This is a genomic window from Acidobacteriota bacterium (assembly GCA_016196035.1).
In the GTDB taxonomy this organism is placed as follows: Bacteria; Acidobacteriota; Blastocatellia; order RBC074; family RBC074; genus JACPYM01.
This window is the reverse complement of the sequence record JACPYM010000064.1, coordinates 96845-121470: the sequence shown is the minus strand read 5'-3', so window position 1 is coordinate 121470 and position 24626 is coordinate 96845. Positions and strand designations below refer to the sequence as shown.

The 24626-nt window shown below is 58.6% G+C and carries 14 protein-coding genes, 3 tRNA genes and 1 other RNA gene; 8 read left to right on the top strand and 10 right to left on the bottom strand.

The window, feature by feature from the left end; translation table 11 throughout:
* Positions 1–299 precede the first annotated feature (299 nt).
* Positions 300–11630, top strand: coding sequence for a DUF11 domain-containing protein (locus HY011_19650; protein ID MBI3425154.1), 11331 nt, complete (start codon positions 300–302; stop codon positions 11628–11630).
* 86 nt (positions 11631–11716) lie between these two features.
* Here HY011_19650 and HY011_19645 read toward each other — a convergent pair.
* Positions 11717–11799 (bottom strand) — tRNA-Ser (locus HY011_19645).
* Between the two features lie 175 nt (positions 11800–11974).
* On the opposite strand from HY011_19645, the gene HY011_19640 reads away from it, so the two are divergent.
* Positions 11975–12763: an enoyl-ACP reductase gene (locus tag HY011_19640; protein MBI3425153.1), complete on the top strand. Its 789-nt coding sequence runs from the start codon at positions 11975–11977 to the stop codon at positions 12761–12763.
* A 10-nt stretch (positions 12764–12773) separates the two neighbouring features.
* Here the strand turns inward: HY011_19640 and HY011_19635 are convergent, their stop codons facing one another.
* The 4 genes from HY011_19635 to dnaX all read right to left on the bottom strand — a co-directional run bounded on the left by HY011_19635 (position 12774) and on the right by dnaX (position 16327).
* Entirely contained in the window at positions 12774–13298 is a 525-nt protein-coding gene (locus tag HY011_19635) for a hypothetical protein (GenBank protein MBI3425152.1), read from the bottom strand.
* 27 nt (positions 13299–13325) lie between these two features.
* Positions 13326–13940, bottom strand: coding sequence for a recombination protein RecR (gene recR, locus HY011_19630; GenBank protein ID MBI3425151.1), 615 nt, complete (start codon positions 13938–13940; stop codon positions 13326–13328).
* A 94-nt stretch (positions 13941–14034) separates the two neighbouring features.
* Positions 14035–14346 (bottom strand): YbaB/EbfC family nucleoid-associated protein, encoded by a 312-nt coding sequence (locus tag HY011_19625; GenBank protein MBI3425150.1) that lies wholly within the window; start codon positions 14344–14346, stop codon positions 14035–14037.
* A gap of 97 nt (positions 14347–14443) precedes the next feature.
* The gene (dnaX, locus tag HY011_19620; protein ID MBI3425149.1) at positions 14444–16327 is read right to left on the bottom strand and encodes a DNA polymerase III subunit gamma/tau; all 1884 of its coding nucleotides are present in this window, start codon (positions 16325–16327) and stop codon (positions 14444–14446) included.
* Between the two features lie 354 nt (positions 16328–16681).
* Here dnaX and HY011_19615 point away from each other — a divergent pair, with 354 nt between their 5' ends.
* Positions 16682–17014, top strand: coding sequence for a hypothetical protein (locus HY011_19615; protein MBI3425148.1), 333 nt, complete (start codon positions 16682–16684; stop codon positions 17012–17014).
* Positions 17015–17033: 19 nt separating this feature from the next.
* On the opposite strand, the gene ffs is transcribed toward HY011_19615, so the two are convergent.
* From ffs to tadA, 4 genes are all read right to left on the bottom strand, one after another.
* Positions 17034–17132, bottom strand: an RNA gene (ffs, locus tag HY011_19610) — signal recognition particle sRNA small type.
* Between the two features lie 71 nt (positions 17133–17203).
* Positions 17204–17290, bottom strand: a tRNA-Ser gene (locus HY011_19605).
* Positions 17291–17331: 41 nt separating this feature from the next.
* Positions 17332–17421 (bottom strand) — tRNA-Ser (locus tag HY011_19600).
* A 37-nt stretch (positions 17422–17458) separates the two neighbouring features.
* Positions 17459–17968, bottom strand: coding sequence for a tRNA adenosine(34) deaminase TadA (tadA, locus tag HY011_19595; GenBank protein MBI3425147.1), 510 nt, complete (start codon positions 17966–17968; stop codon positions 17459–17461).
* Positions 17969–18124: 156 nt separating this feature from the next.
* Here tadA and HY011_19590 point away from each other — a divergent pair, with 156 nt between their 5' ends.
* Together HY011_19590 and HY011_19585 are read left to right on the top strand one after the other, a co-directional pair.
* Positions 18125–18466: a hypothetical protein gene (locus HY011_19590; GenBank protein MBI3425146.1), complete on the top strand. Its 342-nt coding sequence runs from the start codon at positions 18125–18127 to the stop codon at positions 18464–18466.
* A 114-nt stretch (positions 18467–18580) separates the two neighbouring features.
* Positions 18581–18790, top strand: coding sequence for a hypothetical protein (locus HY011_19585; protein MBI3425145.1), 210 nt, complete (start codon positions 18581–18583; stop codon positions 18788–18790).
* 151 nt (positions 18791–18941) lie between these two features.
* Here the strand turns inward: HY011_19585 and gph are convergent, their stop codons facing one another.
* Positions 18942–19601 (bottom strand): phosphoglycolate phosphatase, encoded by a 660-nt coding sequence (gph, locus tag HY011_19580; protein MBI3425144.1) that lies wholly within the window; start codon positions 19599–19601, stop codon positions 18942–18944.
* A 123-nt stretch (positions 19602–19724) separates the two neighbouring features.
* Between gph and HY011_19575 the strand changes: the two genes are divergently transcribed.
* From HY011_19575 to guaB, 3 genes are all read left to right on the top strand, one after another.
* Positions 19725–21797: a thioredoxin domain-containing protein gene (locus HY011_19575; GenBank protein MBI3425143.1), complete on the top strand. Its 2073-nt coding sequence runs from the start codon at positions 19725–19727 to the stop codon at positions 21795–21797.
* 143 nt (positions 21798–21940) lie between these two features.
* Positions 21941–22780, top strand: a complete 840-nt coding sequence (locus HY011_19570; GenBank protein MBI3425142.1) for a helix-turn-helix domain-containing protein — start codon at positions 21941–21943, stop codon at positions 22778–22780.
* Between the two features lie 169 nt (positions 22781–22949).
* Entirely contained in the window at positions 22950–24416 is a 1467-nt protein-coding gene (gene guaB, locus HY011_19565) for an IMP dehydrogenase (GenBank protein ID MBI3425141.1), read from the top strand.
* Positions 24417–24626: the final 210 nt, after the last annotated feature.

Here is a 24626-nt window from a genome sequence, read left to right as displayed (position 1 = left end):
GCCGCCGAAGATGGGTACCCTTATTTTCACGCGAATGCCCATCTCATTAGGCTGCGGTAATCCAATTAACCGTCCCATTCATGGCGCAGTCGGCTAGTTTGTTTGTCACTCAACCGAGCCTCACTGAGCGGATGCGATCACTGGCGCTACATTATGATCGCTCGCTGATGCTCTCCAATTTCGTACACACCTGAAGCCGCTTCCTGAGTCAGACGATGAGGTGTGTCTCAAGTGGAGACTGGCACTAGCCTTGGCTTCTTTGCTGTATTCCAGGTCAAAAATAGGATCATTCCCCCCTTATGAAACGGTTTGTATACATTACTGTCGTTGTTTTCAGCCTGTTATTAGGCGCCGTGGCTTTGAACTTTGCCCTCAGGTCTGCGCAAGCTGCCGCCAGCCTGTCGATCACCCCGATTGCCTGGAATGTCGTTGGCCTGGACAGCAACAACGTCAACGTTGGGCCAAACGACTTCCCGATTGGCGCGCGCGTCTGCAACACCGGCGACGCTCCGGCGACAAACGTCACCTCAGCGTTCGTTTGGGACTCGGCCAATGCCCTGGTCAATCTGCGGCCCGGCTCGCTCATGAATTTCAATGCCAGCCCGGTGCCGAGCCTGGCGCCCGGAGCGTGCTACGACTTCTATTACGAGGTCGAGGTGACGCGGAACGCGGCCGCCTACGACACCACGCGCCGCTATCACATCACTGCCACGGCAGACATCATTGGGACGGTGAGTACGCCGACGCCACGCGAGGTCTATGTCGAACACCTCATATCGCAAAACCGCAACTCGATCACCGACGTCAAGGTCGGGCCAAACATCGGCAGCCTTACCTCGGTTCCCGCTGGCGGCGCGATGAACCTCATCGTCGGCAATACATACACTATCCAACTCATCGGCGGCACCGCGACGCAGGGCTACAACCAGTTCGAGGAGTTCATCAATTTTCCGAACACCATCTTCCAGATTCTTGGCGTCTCGACGAGCTACTCTGCCGATGACTCGCCGTATGTACTTAATCCGAATAACAAGCTCTACGCCGACGCCTGCCAATGGCAGAACGATCCGAACGCGCCGACCTACCGCTCCTGCGTTGGCGGCGACTTCAAGGCGGGCGGCAACCTCGTCGTTACAACTTACACCATCAAGATCATCAGCGGCGGTGGCACCAGCCAGACGCTCGGTTCGCTGCTCTATGACTTCTCGGGCAGCAGCTTTCACTACAACGGCGACTACTCGACCGGCGCGCGCATCGCGAACGTGCTTGATCCGGCCAGCGCCACGATCAGCAAGTCGTTCAGTCCGAATCCGGTGGCGATCAACGGCGTCTCCGTTCTGACCATCACCTTGGGCAATCCCACCGGCGGCACCGTCTCCGGCTACAACTTTGTTGATAACCTCCCGGCCAACCTTCTCATTGCCAATCCCGCGGGAGCGACGACCACCGGTTGCGGCACGCCGACGCTTACCGCGAATGCTGGCGCGTCGTCCATTAGCTTCTCGAATGGCACGCTCGCCGCGAACAGCAACTGCATCGTCAAGGTGAATGTCGCGCCGTCGGCGACGGGGAGCCTGGTCAACACCACGAATAATCTGTTCATTGACAGCAACGACACCGGCCACAACGCTACGGCAACGCTGACCGTCAGCAGCGCGCCGCCGCCGGGTACGGGCTTGTGCGGCGTTACGCTCGCGAACTGGTCGGTGCCGAACGGCACGACCGCGAATCCGCCCGACCTCACGGGTGGCGTTCCGACCGTGAAGGCGGCGAATGTCGCCACCGCCACGCTCGCCGCGAACATTTCCGGCAGTACTTCCATCATCACGAACAACGGCCACACCGACACGACCTCCTGGTCAACCTATGGCTACAAGAATGCCGGTCAATATATCCAGTTCACGCTCGACACGACCAACTACACCGGCGTGCAGATGAGTTACTGGGTGGCGAACCCAAGCCCGGCGAACGGGCCGACGCAGATCACCGTCACCGTCAACAACGGCGGCGGCTTTGGCGCGCCAGTTCAGACAATTAACAGCCCGGCGTTGGCGTTCACCCAACACACGATTGACCTCACCGGCCTCACGAACACGAGCGGCAATACGCTGATCCGCCTCGCCGCGACTGGCGCGAATAATGACAGCAGCGGCGCCTCGCTACTCTACGACGACATGGTTTTCACCGGCTGCACCACGAGCGTGACCCAGCCAACCATCGCGAAGGCGTTCGCGCCGAACCCCATCGCGCTGAACGGCGTCTCGACGCTGACCTTCACTCTGACCAACCCCAACAGTGCCGCGCTCCACGGCGCGGCGTTCAGCGATACGCTGCCGACGGGCGTGCAGGTCGCCGCCACGCCCGCCGCCGCGACGACGTGTAGCGGCGGCACGTGGACGCCTGCTGCTGGCGCGACGACGCTCAGCTTCAGCGGCGGCACCATCCCCGCGTCCGGCTCGTGCACGGTCAGCGTCAACGTGACCGCGACGACCTCTGGCGGTCACTCAAACGTCAGCGGCACACTATCAACGACCGAGTCCGGCACGAACACGGCAAGCATCGCCAGCGCCTCGCTCACGGCGGTGCTGCCGCCGTCCATCAGCAAGCTCTTCGCGCCGAATCCGATTCTCGCGGGCGGCGTCTCGACGCTGACCTTCACCATCACCAACCCGAATCAGAACGATGCGCTCTCCGGCGTCGCCTTTGGCGATACGTTCCCGACTTCGCCCGGCGCGATGGTGGTGGCTGCGACGCCGAATGCCTCGACCTCAGGCTGCGGCTCGCCGACGTTTGCGCCAGCGGCTGGTGCGGGATCAATCGCTTTTTCCGGTGGCACCGTTGCGGCGGGCGGCACTTGCACGGTGAGTGTCAATGTCACTGTGCCGGCCACCGGCACGTACAACAACACCAGCGGCAGCGTCTCGCACGTCATCAATGCGCAGACGATCAACGGCAACACCGCCAGCGCGTCGCTCACCGCCAATCCGCCGAATCCGGCAATTCATCTGCTGAAAGAGGTCGGCGCGAGTGCCAGCGGCCCGTGGCTGACGTATCTCGCTACCAACAACTCCGTCTACTACCGGTTCACGGTTGAGAACACGGGCGACGTCCCGCTGCTTGCGCCGCAACTGACCGACAACACCCTCAACGTTGCTACCTGCAACGCGAGCTGGAGCGGAATCACGCTGCCTGTCGCCGTCGCGGCGAACGAAAACCACATCATCCGCTGCGTGGTTGGCCCGATCAGCGCCGCCAACGGCTCGCATACGAACACCGCGCACGTGAGCGCGACATACAATAGCAATCCGGTCACCTCGCCGAACTCCTCAGCGACCTACGCCACGACCGGCTTGACGCTGGCAAAGTCCGTGACCGAGTCGTCGTATACGCTGGCGGGCGACGTTCTCCACTATAGCTATCTCGTCACCAACAGCGGTTTCGCGCCGTTGGCTGGCCCGGTGAGCGTTGCGGACAACAAGGCGACCGTTACCTGTCCGGCGGTGAGCACTGTCGGCGATCTCGACAACTTTCTTGATCCGGGTGAATCGCTCACCTGCACTGCGACCTACGTCGTCACCGGCACGGACGTGACGAACGCGCAGGTGACGAACATTGCTACCGCTTTGGCGGACGGCGTCAACTCGAACAGCGCCAGCCGGACTGTCCCGCTGTCAAGCTCCGCCGACGTTTCATTGGTTAAGACATTGACCACCAGCGGGCCGTTCACCGCTGGTCAGAGCATCAGCTACACGCTCGTCGTGGCGAATGCGGGCCCGTCCACTGCAACAAGCATCCAGGTCACTGACACGCCGACCAACCTGACGATTACGAATGTCAGCGGCTCTGGCTGCGCGGCCCTGCCGTGCACCATCGCTTCGCTGGCCTCGGGCGCGAACACGACCATCAACGTGACGGCAACGATCAATGCGGCTGGCGCTTTCGACAACAGCGCCACCGCCACTGCGTCGCAGCCCGACCCGAACACCACGAACAATACGGACAACAGCGGCAACGGCGGCACTGCCAGCCAGTCGGCTGATGTCTCAATCGTCAAGACGTTGACCACCGCTGGCCCGTACCACATCGGCCAGTCAATCAGCTACACACTGGTCGTTGCCAACGGCGGGCCGTCAACGGCGACGAGCATCCAGGTCACTGACACGCCGACCAACCTGTCTATCACAAACGTGAGCGGCTCCGGCTGCGCGGCGCTGCCGTGCACCATCGCCTCGCTGGCTTCGGGTGCAAACACGACGATCACCGTGACAGCGACGATCAATGCCGCTGGCGCATTCGACAACAGCGCCAGCGCAAACGGCGCAGAGTCCGATCCGAACACGTCAAACAACACTGACAACACAGGCAATGGCGGCACCGCGTCCGCGTCTGCCGATGTTTCGCTGGTCAAGACATTGACCACCAGTGGGCCATTCACCACTGGTCAGAGCGTCAGCTACACGCTGGTCGTGGCGAATGCTGGCCCATCCACCGCGACGAGCATCCAAGTCACCGACACACCGACCAACCTGACGATTACGAATGTAAGCGGCTCTGGCTGCGCGGCACTCCCTTGCACCATCGCTTCGCTGGCCTCAGGCGCGAACACGACGATCACCGTCACCGCAACGATCAACGCGGCTGGCGCGTTTGACAACAGCGCCACTGCAACCGGTGTCGAATTCGATCCGAACACGACGAACAACACAGATTCGACGGGCAACGGCGGCAGCGCTTCGTCAGCGGCTGATCTCTCCATCACCAAGACGGACGGTGTCGCCAGCGTCAATGCGGGCGGCACGACGACTTACACCTTGGTGATCAGCAACGCCGGGCCATCGGCGGCCAACGGGGCCTTGCTGACCGATCCGGCAGTGACCAACTTGACCGTCACGAACGTGGCTTGCACCACTGCCAGCGGCGGCGCGGCTTGTCCTGGTTCCGGCGTGACGGTGGCGAATCTGCAAGGCAGCGGCATCAGTATGGACTTGCCCGTAGGCGGTTCCTTGACCTTCACCGTCGCCGCGACCATCGCGGGCAGTGCGACTGGCAACATCACTAACACGGCGACGATTACGCCGCCGAGTGGAACCACCGACCCTGCCGGCGGCAACAACAGCGCGAGCGATACCAATTCGGTGACGCCAGTGGCGGACTTGAGCATCACGAAGACGGATGGCGTCACGAGTGTGAATGCAGGCGGCACGACCACTTACACGCTGGTCATCAGCAATGCCGGGCCGTCCACGGCGACGGGCGCGTTGTTGACTGACCCCGCCGTGACCAACCTGAGCGTAACGAATGTGAGTTGCACAGGCGGAACCGGCGGCGCGGCTTGCCCCGGCGGTGGCGTCACCGTGGCTAACTTGCAGGGCAGTGGCATCAGCGTGAACTTGCCGTCAGGCGGAACGCTGACGTTCACCGTCGCCGCGACCATCGCGGGCAGCGCGACCGGCAGCATTATCAACTCGGCTACGATTACGCCGCCCGCTGGAACGAGCGATCCCAGTGGAGGCAATAACACGGCCAGCGACACCGACACTGTCAATCCCGTGGCAGACCTGTCAATCACGAAGACGGATGGCGTCACGAGTGTGAATGCAGGCGGCACGACCACTTACACGCTGGTCATCAGCAATGCCGGGCCGTCAGTCACAACCGGCGCGTTGCTGACTGATCCCGCCGTCGCCAATTTGACCGTGACCAACGTGAATTGTAGCGGTGGCACGGGCGGCGCAGCTTGTCCAGGCAGTGGTGTGACAGTGGCGAACCTGCAAGGCAGCGGCATTGCTGTGAATCTTCCCGTGGGCGGTTCCTTGACCTTCACTGTGACGGCGACCGTGGCAGGCGGCGCAACGGGCAGCATTATCAACAGCGCGACCATTGCGCCGCCCGCCGGAACCAGCGATCCCGCAGCAGGTAATAACACGGCGAGCGATACAGATACGATTAACCCAGTAGCTGACCTCTCGATCACCAAGACGGATGGCGTGAGTAGCGTCAATGCCGGTGGCAGCACCACTTACACGCTCACGCTCAGCAACGGCGGGCCTTCGGCAGTCGCCGGAGCCTTGTTGACTGATCCCGCCGTAGCCAATTTGACGGTGACGGGGGTGAGTTGCAGTGGTGGCAGCGGTGGCGCGAGTTGTCCAGGCTCCGGCGTGACGGTCGCCAACCTGCAAGGCAGTGGCATCAGTGTGAGCTTACCGTCAGGCGGTTCTATGACCTTTACCGTGATGGCGACCGTCTCTAGCGGCGCAACGGGCAGTATTACCAATACGGCGACGCTCACCGCGCCGGGCGGGACAACCGATCCAACGCCAGGCAATAACAGCGCGAGCGATACCGACGCCGTGACTCCTGTTGCAGACTTGAGCATCACGAAGACGGACGGCGTGACGAGCATCAACGCGGGTGGTACCACGACGTATACGCTCGTCGTTAGCAACGCCGGGCCATCGGCGACTAACGGAGCCTTATTGACCGATCCGGCAGTGGCTAACTTGAACGTGACAAACGTGACTTGCACCAACGCCAGTGGCGGCGCGGCTTGTCCCGGTGCTGGCGTCACGGTCGCGAACCTACAAGGCAGCGGCATCAGTGTGAACCTGCCTGCGAATAGTTCCTTGACCTTCAGCGTGGCCGCCACCGTGTCTGGCAGCGCCACTGGCAGCATCATCAATACCGCCACGATCGCCGTGCCCGGTGGCACCGTTGATCCGACGCCGGGGAATAACAGTGCCAGCGACACCGACACCATTACTCCTGTCGCCGACCTCTCGATCACCAAGACAGACGGCGTTACGAGTGTGAATGCGGGCGGCACGACGACCTATACGTTGGTCATCAGCAATGCGGGGCCGTCCACAGCGACGGGCGCGTTGCTGACTGACCCCGCCGTGACCAACCTGAGCGTAACGAATGTGAGTTGCACAGGCGGAACCGGCGGCGCGGCTTGTCCCGGCGGTGGCGTCACGGTGGCGAATCTGCAAGGCAGCGGCATTAGTTTGAATCTGCCTTCAGGTGGCTCCTTGACCTTTACGGTGACCGCAACCGTGGCAGGTAGTGCAACAGGCAGTATCACCAACACGGCCACGATCAGCGCGCCCGCAGGCACCAGTGATCCGACGCCAGGCAACAACAGTGCGAGCGATACGGACACGGTGACGCCCGTCGCGGATTTAAGCGTCACCAAGACCGATGGCGTAACCAGCGTCAATGCAGGTGGCACAACAACCTACACGTTGGTCATCAGCAATGCAGGCCCCTCGGCGGTGACGGACGCGGCGCTGACCGATCCGGCAGTCACCAACCTGACCGTTACCGTTGTGAATTGCAGCGGCGGCACGGGCGGCGCGACTTGTCCCGCCTCTGGTGTCACGGTGGCGAATCTGCAAGGCAGCGGCATCGGTGTGAATCTGCCAGCGGGCAGTTCCTTGACCTTCACGGTGATAGCGGCGGTGGCAGGCAGCGCCACCGGCAGCATCACCAACACGGCCACCATCACGCTGCCGAGCGGGACAATTGATCCGACGCCGGGCAATAACACGGCCAGCGACACTGACACGGTGACGCCCGTCGCCGATTTAAGTGTGACGAAGACTGACGGCGTGACAAGCGTCAACGCGGGCGGCACCACGACGTATACGCTGACCATCCAGAACAGCGGGCCATCCGCTGTGACGAGCGCGTTGTTGACTGATCCCGCCGTGACCAGCTTGACGGTGACGAGCGTCAACTGCACGGGCGGAACCGGCGGCGCAACTTGTCCGGCTTCCGGCGTGACGGTCGCGAATCTACAGGGCAGTGGCATCAGCGTGAATTTGCCGTCGGGCGGCACGCTGACCTTCACCGTTGCCGCAACCATCGCGGGCAGCGCGACCGACAGCCTGACCAACACGGCCACCATCACGCCGCCCAGCGGAACCACCGATCCCACTCCCGGCAACAATACGGCGAGTGATACTGACACGATTACCCCCGTGGCGGACTTGAGCATCACCAAGAGCGATGGCGTGAGCAGCGTCAATGCGGGCGGGACGACGACGTATACGCTCGTCATCAGCAACGCTGGGCCTTCGGCGGTGACCGGTGCGACGTTGACTGATCCAGCGGTGACTAACTTAACGGTCACGAGTGTGAATTGCACCAACGCCAGTGGCGGCGCGGCTTGCCCTGGTTCCGGCGTAGCGGTCGCCACCCTGCAAGGCAGCGGCATCAGTGTGAATCTGCCTTCCGGTAGTTCACTGACCTTCACCGTGGCGGCGAATGTGGCAGGCGGTGCGACTGGCAGTCTCACCAACACAGCCACGATTACCGTTCCCAGCGGCACAACTGATCCGACTCCCGGCAACAACACCACGAGCGACACCGACACCATTATTCCTGTCGCCGACCTCTCGATCACGAAGACGGACGGCGTCACGAGTGTGAACGCGGGCGGCACGACGACCTACACGTTGGTCATCAGCAATGCCGGGCCATCCACGGCGACGGGCGCGTTGCTAACCGATCCGGCGGTGGCGAAGCTGACGGTGACCAACGTGGCCTGCACAACCGGTACGGGCGGCGCAAGCTGTCCAGCCTCTGGTGTGATGGTCGCGAATCTGCAAGGCAGTGGCATCAGTGTGAATCTGCCATCCGGCAGTTCGTTGCCAATCACCGTCACGGCAACGGTGATTGGCAGCGCCACGGGCAGTGTGACCAACACCGCCACCATCACGGCGCCGGTCGGGACGACTGATCCGACGCCAGCCAATAACAGCGCCAGCGACACTGACACCATCACGCCCGTCGCCGATCTCTCGATCACCAAGACCGATGGCGTGACCAGCATCAACGCAGGTGGCACGACGACCTATACGCTGGTGGTCAGTAATGCTGGCCCTTCGGCGGTGACGGGCGCGGCGTTGACTGATCCAGCGGTCACGAATCTGACCGTGACCAGTGTGAATTGTGGCGCAGTGACAGGCGGCGCAGTCTGTCCGGCTTCCGGTGTGACGGTAGCCAATCTACAAGGCAGCGGTATCAGCTTGAACCTGCCTGCCAACAGTTCTATGACTTTTACGGTGGGGGCGACTGTTGCGAGTAGCGCAACGGGAAACATCACGAACACTACAGCGATTGCCGCACCGAGCGGGACGACTGACCCGACCCCCGGCAACAACACGGCGAGTGATACCGACGTGATTGGTTCGCTCGCAGATTTGAGCATCACCAAGACCGACGGCGTGAGCAGCGTACTTCCGGGCAGCGCGGCGACCTATACGCTGGTCATCAGCAATGCCGGGCCTTCCGCTGTGACGGGCGCAACGTTGACCGATCCGGTAGTGACCAACTTGACGGTCACGAATGTGACTTGCACCAACGCCAGCGGCGGCGCGGCTTGTCCCGGTTCCGGCGTCACAGTTGCCAACCTGCAAGGCAGCGGCATCAGCCTTAATCTGCCCGCAGGCGCTTCCTTGACCTTTACCGTGGCGGCGGCCGTTTCCAACAAGGCAACCGGCAGCCTTACCAACACGGCCACGATTACGCCACCAATTGGCACGACCGATCCAACGCCAAGCAATAACAGCGCGAGCGATACGAATGTGATTATCCTTGCGCCCACGATCAGCAAAGCCTTTGGCGTAGCGAGCCTGCCGCTTGGCGGTTCGACAAGTCTGAGCTTCACCCTTACCAATCCCGCGGCCAACACAGTGGCGCTCACGGGCGTCGGCTTCACCGATACGCTGCCCACAGGCTTGGTCGTCGCCACGCCAAATGGCGTAACTGGCTCTTGCGGTGGCGGCACGATCACGGCCACGGCGGGGACAGGCTCAATCAGCTTGGCAGGGGCAACGCTGGGAGTGAATAGCTCTTGCACCTTTGGCGTCAACGTCAACGGCACGACCGCAGGCATCAAGAACAACACGACCGGCAATGTCACTTCGACGAATGGTGGACAGGGCAACACGGCCACCGCGACGACAACGGTGGTCGCGCCTTCGACAATTGCGAAAGCCTTTGCCAGTTCCAACATCCTGCTTAACGGGACAACCGGCTTGAGCTTCACACTGACCAATCCGAATGCGACCGTGGCGTTGACTGGCGTAGCCTTCAACGATCCATTGCCAGCGGGTTTGGTGGTTGCCAACCCGGCTAATCTCAACGGCGCTTGTGGTGGCGCCGTCACGGCCAATGCGGGCGCTGGCGCCATTAGTTTGGCGGGCGGGACGATTGCCGCCAACAGTTCGTGCACGATCAGCGTCAATGTCACGGGCACGACCGTCGGCACCAAGAACAACACGACCAGCAATATCACTTCGACGAATGGGGGGCAGGGCAACACAGCCTCGGCGACGCTCAACGTCGGCAATCTATCCGCCAGCATCACCGACCCGGTCAAATGTTTGGGGCCGGGTGGCATCGTGGGCGTGTCCGCCTCCGTCACCAACGGCGCAGCGGTAGCGCAAAGCGTGAGCCTCACTGCTTCATTGCCCGCGCAATTGTTGGCACTGCCCGGTACCTGCACGGCCACCGCTGGCACCTGCACGGTGGTCAACGCTTCGACCATGACCTTTAGCGCCACGCTTGCTGCCGGACAGACCGCGACCATTAACTACCAAGCGCAAGTGGCTGACGGCACGCCATCCGGCGCGCAATTGTGTGTTAATTCAGCAGTGAGCTTTAGCGGCGGGCCACCCACCAATGTGCAAGCGTGTACGATGGTCAACTGCCAGCCGGTCGGCCCCGGGCTGACGCCCCCTGTGCTAGCCAGTGATCAAACGGCAGGCAGTGTGCTGGTCTACAATTTTTATAGCTCAAGCGCGACCAGCGCAACCGCGCAAAACACGCGCATCAATCTGACGAACATCCATCAAGTGCTATCTGCCAATGTGCATATGTTCTTCCTGGATGGTGCGGGCTGTTCAGTGGCTGACAAGTACATCTGTCTGACTCCAAACCAGACAGCGAGTTTTCTGGCCTCGGATATTGATCCGGGCACGACTGGTTATCTGGTGGCAGTCGCGGTTGATCGCACAGGCTGTCCGATCAATTTCAATTATTTGATTGGTGATGAATACGTGAAACTGACCACAGGCCACGCAGCCAATCTAGGGGCTGAAGCCTTCTCCGCGCTGGCTGGCAGTGTAACGCCTTGTGATGCGAATGCGACAGCGGCTGTGCTCAACTTCGACGGGGTGAGTTATGCCCGTGCGCCACGTGTCTTGGCACTCGACAATATTGCCGACCGCACCAGCGGCAACGACACGCTGCTCGTCCTTAATCGCTTTGGTGGAAATCTGGCCATCGGAGCCAGCACCCTCTCGACTCTCACTGGCGTGCTCTATGACGACGCGGAGAAGGGCTTCAGCTTTGGCTTTAACGGCAGCGGCTGTCAGTTCCTTTCCAGCCTGTCGAACAACTTTCCCCGCACGGCGCCGCGCTTCGAGCAGATCATCCCGGCGGGCCGCAGTGGCTGGTTGAAACTCTGGTTAGCGAATGAGGGAGCCTTGTTAGGAGCAGCCATCAATGCCAATCGGAATGCGGCGGCTGCCGCCAGCGCATTTAATCAAGGTCACAATCTACACAAACTGACTTTGACCACGGCTGCACAGTTGACCATTCCAGTCTTTCCACCAAGCTGTTGAAGTGGGTCTCGCACCCCGGCAAATTATCCCGTCGAAGCAGGGTTGCAAGTGATCGAAAGGACTCGGCTGAGCTTGAAGGGAAGAGGCGGAGAGTGAGGGATTCGAACCCCCATGCCCTTGCGGACGCCGGTTTTCAAGACCGGTGCAATAGCCATTCTGCCAACTCTCCATATTGCCAATGAACGCTGTCTCAAAAGCGGGGCGATGCTAGCACGTGGCCGGCAGGATTTCAAAGTTACCCCGCGCCCTCCGCGCAGATGCCAAGACGCCCGCAAACGTGCTATCGTGCCGGCAATTCAACAAGCATTCACCTCAAGGTTTACCACTACGGGAGAAATCAACTTATGTTACTCGAAGGCAAAAAGGGCCTGATTGTCGGCGTGGCAAACAAGGCCAGCATTGCGTGGGCGATTGCCGAAGCCGCCGCGCGCGAGGGCGCACAGTTACTATTCAATTACCAGAACGAACGGTTGAAGGACAACGTCGCAGGGTTGATCAAAGACCTGCCGGGCGCAAAAGCCTTTCCGTGTGACGCGGGCGATGACGCGCAGATCGCGGCGCTGCTGCAAAATGTCGCAGCGGAATTCGGCCAGTTGGATTTTCTGGTGCATTCAATCGCCTATGCGCCGCGCGAAGATTTGCTGGGCGAGTTCCTCAATACTTCGCGGAGCGGCTTTTTGACGGCCATGGATGTGAGCGCCTATTCGCTGATTGCCTTGTCGCGCGCGGCGCTGCCGCTGATGAAAGACGGCGGCTCGATCATGGCGCTTTCGTATTTGGGCGCCGAACGCGTGGTGCCGCATTACAAAGTGATGGGCGTGGCCAAAGCAGCCTTGGAATGTACCGTGCGCTATCTGGCGAATGACCTGGGGCCGCGTGGCGTGCGCGTCAATGCAATTTCCGCCGGGCCGATTCGCACGCTGGCGGCGCGCGGCGTCCCCGGCATCACCAAAGGCGTGGCGCACCATCGCGAGGTCGCGCCGTTGCGCAAAGCCACTGAACAAGCAGAAGTCGGTGATACGGCGTTGTTTCTATTGAGTTCATTGAGCCGGGGAATTACCGGCGAGGTGATCTATGTGGACGGCGGGTATCACATTTTGGGCACCTTGGCTGCGATGGAGGAAGGCGCATAAGCGGATTTAGTCAAAATTTCAAAACCAGGTCGAGGTATTGGCGCAGATAGGCTTCAGTGACAGCCGGGCCGAGTTGTTTGTATTTGAGTTCGTACCACACAACGCCCGTATCGTTGCATTTCAAAACCAACTCAGCTTTTGTCTGTGGCTCCAGCATCACGTTCGGGCTGAATCGCACGCGGCCGCGCGCCAACCCGCCCGCGGGAATAAAGCCGTGCTCTGGCAGTTGCGGCCAGCCGACTTCGATGATGAAGGTTTGCCCGCGATAACGCACGCCAAAGCGTTCACCCGCCATTGTGGCCTTGCCCGCATCGGTTTGAATTTCGAATTGCCAGGGTTGACGGCCACTTTGCAGTATTTGCCCATCGGGCTGGCCATCCGGTGGGGAGGCCAGTTGCCGGTTGATTTCAGCGCAGTGTTTTTCCAGCAACTCCCACAACCATTGTTTGCCGCGTTCGCGGAATTGGTCGTTGGCGGTTTTGAGCTTCAGGTACTCGGTGACGTAATCCTTGTTGTCGGCGTCTTCAGTCAACATCTCTCGCAAAAGCTAAAACAGGTCAGCTCAAATTTCGTGGCGGTGGAGCAGGGCTTTGTGCATCGTCACTTCATCAGCGTATTCAAGGTCGCTGCCGACCGGCAAGCCCATCGCGATGCGGGTGACGCGCGCGCCCAGCGGTTTAAGCAGCCGGGCCAGGTAATTGGCCGTCGCTTCGCCTTCAGTGTTCGGATTGGTGGCGAGGATGATCTCTTTGACTTCGGACGAGCCGTCTTCTTGCGGGCGCAGACGTTCAATTAGGTTTTTGATCCGCAACTCTTCGGGGCCGATGCCGCGAATGGGCGAGAGCGAGCCGTGCAGCACGTGATAGAGGCCGTGGTACTCGCGGGTCTTTTCGATGGCGACCAAGTTATACGGCTCTTCGACCACGCAAATGATCGAGCGGTCGCGCGCGGGACTGGCGCAATAACGGCACGGATCGGTGTCGGTTAGGTTGTTGCAGAGCGTGCAGAAAACGATCTTTTCTTTGACCTCACGAATGGCCTCGGTCAGCCGTTCGGCCTCTTCCAGCGGAATGCGCAGCAGATGAAAGGCCAGGCGTTGCGCCGATTTCTGACCGATGCCAGGCAGCCGTTTGAATTCGTCTATCAACCGTGTGACGGGTTCTGCGTAATCAAGCATGTGATTGCGGATGGCGGATGCGGATTGCGGATTGCGAATGCGGATTGCGGATTGAACGTAAGTCATCCCCGCAACCCGTATCGCCGCGAATGTCTTACATCAAGCCGGGGATGCGCATGCCGCCCAGGGCATTGCCAAGTTTCGATTGGACAACCTCGTCCACTTTGCGGCCCGCCTCGTTGACGGCGGCGACAATCAGGTCTTGCAGCATCTCGACGTCGCTGGCTGCTTCGGGATCAATTTTGATCGCGAGCAATTCTTTATTGCCACTCATTTGCACGGAGATAATACCGCCGCCCGCGCTAGCTTCAACGCGTAGCGCGTCCATATCAGCGGCCATCTGCTCTTGCATCTTTTGGGCTTGCTTCATCATCTGCTGAATGTTCATACCGCCCGGAAATTTCATAAATATTCTCCTTACTGATTGAAATGATTGCGCGATAAATCAAACGTGGTCATCATACACACGAACGCAGCCGTCAACAATACAGCCAAAGGTTCAATCAAGTCTGATTGCCGCCAGTAGCAGCGGCGGGCGCGGGACGCACACTGAGAATTTCCCCTTTGAATTTATCGAGTAACAAGCGGACAGCCGGATTTTGCTTGGCCTGGGCGAATTGTTCGGCGCGCGCCTGGGCAGCTTCGTCCACGATCTGCGTAATCTCACCGCTAATCCTGACTTCAATGCTGAGCGGTTGGCCAAATAGCTTTTCGCCGAGTTCACGAAAGACCGCCGCGCTCTCCCGTATTTTTTTGGCATTGAAATCTTCGTTGGCAAAGACAAAGACCAGCTTACCATTCGCATAACTAACTTGGGCTTCCTCAAACGCCAGCGGTAATAGTGGCGAACGGCTTATGCGATTCAGTTCCGCCAGCAGCGCGCTTACCTCGTTACCCGCCACCATTTGACCTGCTGGCGCAGCGGCCACGACAGGTTTCGCCGCGGGTGCCGGTTTGCGGCTGCGGGAAGTTTTAGCGGACGCAAAATCCAACTCGCTCAAATCGTCCGGCGGCAGATCGTCGAAGGAATTGAAATCAGGAAAGTCAGGCGGCTCTCCCGAAAAGGCCGGTGCGCTGGCGGCAGAAACCGGCTTACTTGCGGGCGCCAATGGCGCGGGAGTGATGCTAAGGGAGCGGGGCGCTGTTGTTGCCGGTGGCGTGAATTCTTTGTTATTGCGCGCGGGTGTTTCGGCGCGTGAAGCCGGGCGTGCGGGCGTAGCCTTGCCACTGCCGGTATTCAATAAATTAGTTTCTAAGGTCTCCAGTCGTTGTAATAACTCAGTCAAAGAATGCAGGCGCGCAGATTGCGCCAGCTTGACCAAGCCAATCTCCAGTTGAAAGCGAGGATGTGGCGAATCTTTGATTTGCTTTTCAGTTTCAGCCAAAAAATGAAAGCCGCGCACCAAATCCTCTTCAGAAAATTGTCCAGCCAGTTCGCGCAAGCGAGCTACTTCGACATCCGCGACGCCAAGCACTTGGCTATCCGTGATACCAGCTTGAATAACGAGCAGGTGCCGCCAATAAGCCATCAACTCGCGAGCAAAGTTACGTAAGTCGTAACCGCGCGCCGTAATTTCTTCAATCAAATTGAGCAGGGACGCCACATCTTGCGCGGCGATAGCTTCCGCGAATTTACCTAACGTGCGCACGCTGACCAGCCCTAACGAAGTAGTAACATCTTCCTCGGTAATTTGTGCGCCGCTGAATGCAATAACTTGATCAAAGGCCGATTGTGCATCGCGCAAGCTGCCCGCGCCTGCGCGAGCGATTTCCCGCAAGGCTGCGTCATTGATGCTAACCTGCTCGTTATTCGCGATGCTGCGCAGGCGTTGAAAGATTTTTTCAGCGGGAATTTGGCGAAACTCAAATTGCTGGCAACGCGAAAGGATTGTGTCTGGCACCTTATGTAACTCGGTCGTTGCCATAATGAAGACAACATGCGCTGGTGGCTCCTCTAAGGTTTTTAGCAAGGCATTAAACGCACTGTTAGAAAGCATGTGCACTTCGTCAATGACGAAAACCTTATAACGATCCCGCGCCGGCGCCAGGGCGATGTTATTGATGATGACATCGCGTACATTGTCTACACCCGTGTTTGAAGCCGCATCAATCTCGAGCACATCGAGTGAGTTCCCCGTCGCAATTTCCAAACAAGAGGGGCAATGCAGGCAAGGCCGGCTGGTAACACCTTGATGACAATTGAGTCCTTTGGCCAGGATGCGTGCCGAGGTTGTTTTGCCGGTGCCGCGCACACCGGAAAATAAATAGGCATGATGCAGGCGCTGATTGTCTAGGGCGTGGCCTAAGGTGCGGGAAATATGTTCCTGGCCGGTAAGATCGGCGAAGGTTTGTGGGCGATATTTGCGCGCAATGACCTGATAACTCAAATGACACTCCTACAAAAAATCGGCGGATAAAGACGTAATTACCTGTCTGACTTGTCAGCCCGGCAAGCATAGCTTGTTGCGCTGAGCGGCTCAAGCGGACGCCTCGACGTTTGGTGTAACGATAAATAATTTAGAGACATCGGCGTAAAAAGTTTGCTTTATTGTGAGTGAAGGCTTGGATTTTTTGCGAACTGATGCCTACAATGCGTGCAGTCTAACTAAGATTGTTCGGTGGTTGTTACCGGCGGGTGCTTTACGAACGACAACCCATCTTTAGGAAAAGAGCTTTAATGCAGGCCGGTTACTTACGGTAAAGGCTCAAACCAGAAATTAAATTGCTAAGGAGAAAATGATATGCCTAAAAAGGCGACGAAGCAGAGTGCTGATATGGTGGCGGAAATTGATGCAAAAATTCAGGGCGTCATTGCTGATATTGATGCGCAGATTGGGAAACTGGAAGATAAGAAAGCCGCGTTGCTTTCATTGTTTGGGGCGGCGGCGGCCAATGAAAAACGGCGTGGGCGTCCCAAAGGGAGCCGGAATGTTACTAAGAAAGCGGTGGCCAAAGCCGGAAAGAAACGGGTTTTTTCTGCGGAGACCAAAAAGAAATTGAAAGAAGCGGCCAAAGCGCGTTGGGCCAAAGCCAGGGCTGAAAAGGCTAAAACCGAAAAAGCCAAGGCCGCCTAAATTGCTTGAGAAATGGGACAGGCTCCGGTGACTACCGCGGCACATCCGAACTGTACTACCGTTGCTACCTTCCGGTCCTGGCGGGGTTCGCACAGCTAAGATTGCACGGAGGCCGGAGCCTGATAAGACAAGCTAAAGGCGGAAGGGTGAGAGTTATGTTTCACCCTTCCGCCTTTACGTTTTGGCAACTGGCGGAGAGAGCGGGACTCGAACCCGCACAGGCCTTTCGACCCGCCGCGCTTCCAACGCGGTGCCATACCATTAGGCGACCTCTCCTTGCCCAATCTCAAATTTGAAATCTGAGATTGGGAAATAACTGGCGGAGAGGGTGGGATTCGAACCCACGGTACCCGTAAAGGTACAACGGTTTTCGAGACCGCCCCGATCGACCACTCCGGCACCTCTCCGCATAAAAAACCTCGGTCTACCTGCAACAAAAGGAAGTTACTGATTGTTACTCCGGCGTTGCTTAAAAAAGTTTTGCATCAGTCCCCGGCACTCCTCAGCAAGAATGCCTGAAGTAACTCCCATCCGATGATTCAAAGAACTGTGGGTGCAAAGTTGTAACAGCGAATCCACCGCGCCAAAGCGCTCTTCGGCGGCGCCGTAAACCAGCCGTTTAACACGCGCATTGATCAGCGCGCCGGCGCACATCACACACGGTTCAATCGTGACGTACAACGTAGCTTCGACCAGCCGATAGTTGCTGATGTGTTGAGACGCCTCGCGCAAGGCCAGAATTTCGGCGTGCGCTATCGGATCGCAGCGGCCAATCGGTTGGTTATAACCACGTCCGATGATTTGGTTTTCAAGCACGATCACGGCGCCAACGGGGACTTCAGCAAGGGCATAAGCCTGCCGCGCTTCCGCCAAGGCGCAAGCCATGAAAAATTCGTCGCTAATTTTCAATTCAGACAGGTTGGAAACCTGCTTTTTCGCGGGTTGTTTTGACATAACCGGAAGGGCGCGCCAAAAAACGAAGGCGAATGGTAGCGGCCCGCCTACGCCATGTCAAGCAGGCCGTTTCGCTATGTTACAATTGCACGCCGCGTGAATGTTCATGGGCTTTTCAGCACCATTTCACAAACCTAGAACGCCAAAGGAGTCGCTATGAAACGTAGAAGCTTGCTCGCTATTTTCAGCGCCGCAGTGGTTGTCTTGTGCCTGGTGGCCGGGGTGATCGCACAGCGTTCCAGCAGTTCCAGCAAAGAACCCGTTGCCGAAACGCAATGGGAATATCTGGTCGTTGCGGGTGGTTCGGTCAATCTCACTTCTGAGGGATTGGGCAGCAGCCGAATGCGCAAACAACCCGATGATTCTTTTGCGCAAGAGGCCTATGGGTTGGAACGTAACTTCGATAAGCTCGGTGCGCAAGGCTGGCAGATGGTGGCGGTGCACGGCGCGCCGAACAATCCGGTTTACTATTTCAAACGCTTGAAAGAGCGGCCCTGAAATTTCCGAAACATCGCTGAATTGTGCGCCGTATGAGGCGCTGTGACGGGGAGCGATGTGAGCGCGCTTGAAAGTCACAATGTCCTTTCCAACCGCAAAAAGGGAGTGAATGTTATGGGCGAAGTTATCGGAAACATCATTGCAATTGTGCTCGTGATCGTAGCGTTGAGCATCGCGCTCAAAGTGATCTTTTTCGTGCTGGCTTTGTTCGGCCTATTCTTGGGTGTCTTCGGCTTGCTGGTTAAGCTGGCTGTCTTCGGCGGGCTGATTTATTTGGGCTGGGCGATCTTTTGCAAAGTCTTCAAACGAAAGGAAGCGTTCTAGTTGTGAGTTTCTTGTAGTGGGTCCTCTAGTGTAGTGACAGTGTGATACGACTGGCGCGTCACAACCGGATTTGACTGGTCTGTCTCCAAATGGCTCCTGAAAGGTGATCCTTTCGCTGGTCAGTCAAACCCGCTTGGGGCGCGCGTTTTTTTTAGCCCAAGACCAGCGCGGTTATTTCGCTGAAGCGTTCGATTAAATAATTTGCGCCTGCCGCTTCCAGTTCGGTGCGGCCGCGAAAGCCGCTGACATAGCCCGCCGTTTTCATCCCAGCCTTTCGTCCGGCCTCTACGTCTATCCAACTATCGCCAATCATCAAGCATTCCGCTGGTTCGACTTCGCAATGTCGCGCGGCTTCCAACAGCATGAGCGGCGAAGGTTTGCGTTCAGGCAGACTGTCGCCGCCGAAGACAACGCGGAAGTATTGGGCAATACCCAGGCCGTCGAGCAAGGGTTGTGTAAACGCAAATGGTTTGTTGGTGACAATGGCTTTGGGCAAAGCGTTGAGACTTGCCAATGTTTCGGTGACTTCGGGGTAAAGCTTGGTTTGGTCGAGCAGGTGGGCGTGATAATGGCGCTGATAAATTTTCAGCGCATGCTCTACTTCAGAGGATTGCACCTCAGCAGATTGCGTCGCCCGCAAGGCGCGCTCGAGCAAAAGCCGCACGCCTTCGCCGATGAAGAGGCGCACAGTTTCTGCGGGCAAGGTTGGGCGGCCTAGTTCAGCTAACGTCAGATTGAGTGAATTGGTGATGTCCGCGCGCGAATCCACCAGCGTGCCGTCCAGATCAAAAAGCAAACAACGAAACTTCATAAACCTCGCTTGAGTGAAAAATGCTGCCGGTCTGCATTTGGGCATTGGCGGCAGGTAAGGCATAGTATCGGTTCATCAACAATTCCCCAAACCAAGCAAACGAACAAGCTGGAACAAGGAGCCATGTCAGAACTAAGCGCTGCACCGAGACATACCAATCGGCTGATTCACGAAACCAGTCCCTATTTGCTGCAACACGCGCACAATCCGGTGGATTGGTACCCTTGGGGCGCTGAAGCGTTAGCCAAAGCGAAAGCCGAAAATAAACCGCTCCTGGTTTCGATTGGGTATTCGGCTTGTCATTGGTGTCACGTGATGGAACACGAGTCGTTCGAGAATGAAGCCATCGCCAAAGTGATGAACGACCATTTCGTCAACATCAAAATTGACCGCGAAGAGCGTCCCGACCTCGACACGATTTATATGAATGCGGTGCAGATGATGGGGCAGCGGGGGGGCTGGCCGCTGACGGTCTTTCTGACGCCGGATTGCGTGCCGTTTTATGGCGGCACTTACTTCCCGCCGGTTGATCGGCACGGCCTGCCTGGCTTCCCGCGCTTGTTGCTGGGAATTGCCGATGCCTTTCAAAACCGCCGCGCTGAGGTTGAACAGAGTGCGAGCGGGTTGCTGAGTGAGTTGCAACGGATCAATGAAGTCATACCGGCGGACGGCGCACTGACAACCGCCGTGCTGGAGCAGGCCGCGCAGCAAATCATGCGGGCCTTCGATCCGGTCGAAGGCGGATTTGGACGCGCGCCGAAATTTCCGCCTTCGATGACGCTGTCGTTTTTGTTGCGGCAATCTCAACGGACAAGCGCCCCGGCGTTGTTGGCGGCGGTCGAACTGACGCTCGACAAGATGGCGCGCGGCGGGATGTATGACCAGCTGGGCGGCGGCTTTCACCGCTATTCGGTGGACGAAAAATGGCTGGTGCCGCACTTTGAAAAGATGCTCTATGACAACGCGCTACTGGCGCGCATCTATCTGGATGCTTATCTGGTCACCGGCAATGAGTTTTATCAGCAGGTTGCGACTGAAACGCTGGATTACGTGCGGCGCGAAATGACGGATGCCAGCGGCGGTTTCTATTCGTCACAAGACGCCGACAGCGAGGGCGAAGAAGGGAAGTTCTTCGTTTGGACGCCGCCCGAAGTCGAAGCGCTGTTGGGCGCAGAAGATGCCAAGCTATTCAAGCGCTACTTCGATGTTTCCGCCGCAGGCAATTTTGAAGGGCACAACATCTTGCACGTTGATGAATCGGTCGAGACGATTGCCAAACTGCTCAACGTCACGCCGGAGCGTTTGCAAGAGGCACTCACGCGCGGCAAACAGCTTTTGTTTGAGGCCCGCGAACAGCGCATCAAACCGGGCCGCGACGAAAAGATGCTGACGGCCTGGAATGGCCTGATGCTGCGCAGCTTCGCCGAAGCCGCCCAGGTGCTGAGCCGCGCCGATTATCTGGAAACCGCTGTGCGCAATGCCGAGTTTGTGCTGACGACTTTGAAACACGACGGTCGGTTGTGGCGCACGCACAAGGACGGCATCAGCAAGCTGAACGCCTATCAGGAAGATTACGCTTACCTGATTGACGGGCTGCTGGCGCTTTATGAAGCGAGCTTTGACACGCGCTGGTTTGTCGAAGCGCGGGCGCTGGCTGACACGATGATCGGGCAGTTTTGGGACGCGGAAAACGGCGGCTTCTATTTCACCAGCGCCGACCACGAAGCGTTGATCAGCCGCACCAAGGATTTTTATGACAACGCGACACCCGCCGGAAACTCCATCGCCGCGCACGTGCTGTTGCGGTTGGCGCTTTTCACGGGCGAGGCGCGCTACCGCGAACTGGCCGAGCAGATTTTGCAACTGACCTCGCACGATGTGCAGCGCATGCCGAATGGCTTCGGCCACATGCTTTGCGCGCACGATCTTTATCTAGCCGAAGCGCGCGAGATTGCGCTGGTGGGTTCGTGGTCAGACCCGGCGACGGCGGAATTGATCGCCGCAATTTTCCAGCGCTATCTGCCAAACAAAGTGGTGGCGCTGGCGGCGCCGGAGGACGCCACGGCTGGGCAAACAATCCCGCTGCTGGCGCAACGCGGGCCGGTGGGCGGGAAAGCAACCGCCTATGTCTGTCGAAATTTCATTTGCGCTGCCCCAGTGACGGCGATGGCGGAGTTGGAAGCCCTGCTGCAATAAGCTGGCTTCAACGCTGTTCGCAAAATTGACAGTCTTTGGAGTTGTCCCTTAAGATGCGCCCTTAAATTTGGGCGGTTATCGGCAATGTTGCCGGCGGCATGGTGTCTCACCCACACAAAAGTGCTGAGAGAAAATAAAATAAAATGCCAACATTAGGCCAGGAATTACAACGTTTACGCAATGAGCGGGGCATCAATCTGCATCAGATTGCTGACGCTACGCACATCGGCGTGCGCTTCTTACAAGCGATTGAAAGCGACACCTACGACATTTTGCCGGGAGGGATTTTCAATCGCGCCTTCGTGCGCAAATTCGCCAAATACGTCGGCATGGACGAGGAGCAGGCGCTGGCGCTGTACGAGCGGCAACTCGAAGAAATGGGCGGCGAGGAAGCGCCGCGCAGCAATTATTTGCGCGCGGGCGAATTTGAAGAGAAGCAGCCCGGCAATAGCTGGTTGTTGTCGGCGATTATGTTTTTGCTGCTGTGTGCCGGGGCCTATGCCGCGGCGCAGTACTTCAAAGGACAACAAAAACCTGCTGAAGAAAAAGTTGCCGCCGCCTCGCCGACGCCAGAGGTGACGCCGACCGCGACGCCGGATGCGGCGGCTTCGCCGACGCCCGAGGTGTCACCCAGTCCGGGTGCTTCACCAACGCCCGAGGCCTCGCCGAGTCCGGGTGCTGCACCGGCCTTGACGCCCCCGCCTGGCGGAATGATCGTGCAATTGACGGCGACCAGCGGTGAGTGCTGGATCAGCGTCAAACCGGATGGCTTAAATACGCAACAGGCGTTGCTGAAAGCGGGCGAGACCAAAGAGGTCACGGCGTATGAAAAGGTCTTGATGAACCTGGGGAATTACCCGGCGCTCAACATCAAGGTCAATGGGCGCACGGTCAATCCCGAAAAACTCGCGCCCAATCGCACCAGTGTGATCGTCAAGAATGTCGTTATCACCAAGGACAATTTCCAGGGCTTCTTCGATTAAAGCGAAAAGCCCGGCAGCGCAGCGCAGGCCGAAACCCGTTCGCAAATGGCCTGACCAATGCGCGCGCCCTGACCAAGTTCCCTAAACTCGAAACGATTCCGCACCGCGCAGCCCTCTGGCTGCGCGGTTTTTGTTTCTCAAACCTTCCTAGCGCAAGCGTGGTGCATTTATGCTGACTGAAAATTTACTCGAAGCACTGACTTTTGATGATGTGTTGTTGATGCCGGCTTATTCCGAAGTCTTACCGACCGAGGTCGACACTTCGACGCATTTGACCCGGCATATCAAACTGAACATTCCCGTGCTGAGTTCGGCGATGGATACCGTGACCGAGGCGCCGCTGGCGATTGCCATCGCCCAGCAGGGCGGCCTCGGCGTCATTCACAAAAACCTTTCCATCGAAGCCCAGCGCGGCGAGGTGGACAAGGTCAAACGTTCGGAATCGGGCATGATCGTTGATCCGGTGACGATGACGCCGGAGCGCAAAATCCGCGAAGCGATGGCCGTGATGGAACGCTTCAAAATCTCCGGCGTGCCCATTGTCGAAGATGGCGGCAAACTGGTGGGCATCCTGACCAACCGTGATTTGCGTTTTGAAACGCGGCTGGAGTTGCCCATTGGCGAGGCGATGACCAAAGACAACCTCATCACCGTGCCGGTCGGCACCACGTTGCGCGAAGCCGAAGGCATCTTGCAACGCCATCGCGTCGAAAAGCTCTTGGTCGTGGACGAGAACTATCATCTGAAGGGGCTGATCACCGTCAAAGATATTCAGAAGGCGATCAAATATCCCAACGCCGCCAAAGACGATCTGGGCCGCTTGCGTTGTGCGGCGGCGGTGGGCGCGACGGGCGATTTCTTTGAACGCGCCACCGAACTGATTAACGCCCGCGTGGATGTGCTGGCGATTGACACGGCCCACGGCCACAGCATCCGCGTGCTCGAAGCCGTCAAACAAGTCAAACGCAAATTCCCCGAAGTGGATTTGATCGCGGGCAACGTCGCCACCGCCGAAGGCGCGAAAGCTTTGATCCAGGCTGGGGCCGACGCGGTCAAGGTCGGCATCGGCCCCGGTTCGATTTGTACGACGCGCGTGGTGAGCGGCGCGGGCGTGCCCCAGATCACGGCGATTTACGAATGCGTCAAAGGCGCGGCGGGTTCGGGCGTCCCGGTCATTTCGGATGGCGGCATCAAGTATTCCGGCGACATCACCAAGGCCATCGCGGCGGGCGCGCATTCCGTGATGATCGGCTCGCTGCTCGCCGGGACGGACGAAGCGCCGGGCGAGATCATTTTGTACCAGGGCCGCAACTTCAAATCGTATCGCGGCATGGGCAGCTTGGGCGCGATGAAGCAGGGCAGCAAAGATCGTTATGCGCAGGACAGCGTGGAGGTTGAAAGCAAACTGGTGCCCGAAGGCATCGAAGGCCGCGTGACTTATCGCGGTTCGCTGGCGGCGCTGGTCGGGCAATTGGTGGGCGGTTTGCGCGCCGGGATGGGCTACACCGGCTGCAACAGCATCGCCGAGTTGCAGCAAAACGCGCGCTTCATGCGCATTACCGCCGCCAGCCTGAAAGAATCGCACGTGCACGACGTGTTCATCACCAAAGAAGCGCCGAATTATCGAGCGGAATGAGCGACTGGGGGACGGAGGGAGGGGGAGACACGACCTGCCTTTTTATCTTGGTAGTGGCTCAAAGCGGGGAGGTCTGGCCGCAGATGGCCGCAGAAAAACGCGGATCAAACCTGTTAGCCATTCCATTGATCGGCGTTGGTCTGCGTGGATCGGCGTTGATCTGCGGCTTGGTTCTCTCCCCATTGACCCACTACCTTTGTCTTTACCTTC

Bases quoted from the DNA above. Each gene is read 5' to 3' on its own strand.
- HY011_19615 (MBI3425148.1), top strand. From the start codon at position 16,682: ATGCCTAAAAAGGCGACGAAGCAGAGTGCTGATATGGTGGCGGAAATT.
- HY011_19585 (MBI3425145.1), top strand. From the start codon at position 18,581: ATGGGCGAAGTTATCGGAAACATCATTGCAATTGTGCTCGTGATCGTA.
- HY011_19570 (MBI3425142.1), top strand. From the start codon at position 21,941: ATGCCAACATTAGGCCAGGAATTACAACGTTTACGCAATGAGCGGGGC.
- tadA (MBI3425147.1), bottom strand. From the start codon at position 17,968: ATGTCAAAACAACCCGCGAAAAAGCAGGTTTCCAACCTGTCTGAATTG.
- gph (MBI3425144.1), bottom strand. From the start codon at position 19,601: ATGAAGTTTCGTTGTTTGCTTTTTGATCTGGACGGCACGCTGGTGGAT.
- HY011_19635 (MBI3425152.1), bottom strand. From the start codon at position 13,298: ATGTTGACTGAAGACGCCGACAACAAGGATTACGTCACCGAGTACCTG.
- HY011_19625 (MBI3425150.1), bottom strand. From the start codon at position 14,346: ATGAAATTTCCGGGCGGTATGAACATTCAGCAGATGATGAAGCAAGCC.
- recR (MBI3425151.1), bottom strand. From the start codon at position 13,940: ATGCTTGATTACGCAGAACCCGTCACACGGTTGATAGACGAATTCAAA.
- HY011_19650 (MBI3425154.1), top strand. From the start codon at position 300: ATGAAACGGTTTGTATACATTACTGTCGTTGTTTTCAGCCTGTTATTA.
- HY011_19640 (MBI3425153.1), top strand. From the start codon at position 11,975: ATGTTACTCGAAGGCAAAAAGGGCCTGATTGTCGGCGTGGCAAACAAG.
- HY011_19590 (MBI3425146.1), top strand. From the start codon at position 18,125: ATGAAACGTAGAAGCTTGCTCGCTATTTTCAGCGCCGCAGTGGTTGTC.
- guaB (MBI3425141.1), top strand. From the start codon at position 22,950: ATGCTGACTGAAAATTTACTCGAAGCACTGACTTTTGATGATGTGTTG.
- HY011_19575 (MBI3425143.1), top strand. From the start codon at position 19,725: ATGTCAGAACTAAGCGCTGCACCGAGACATACCAATCGGCTGATTCAC.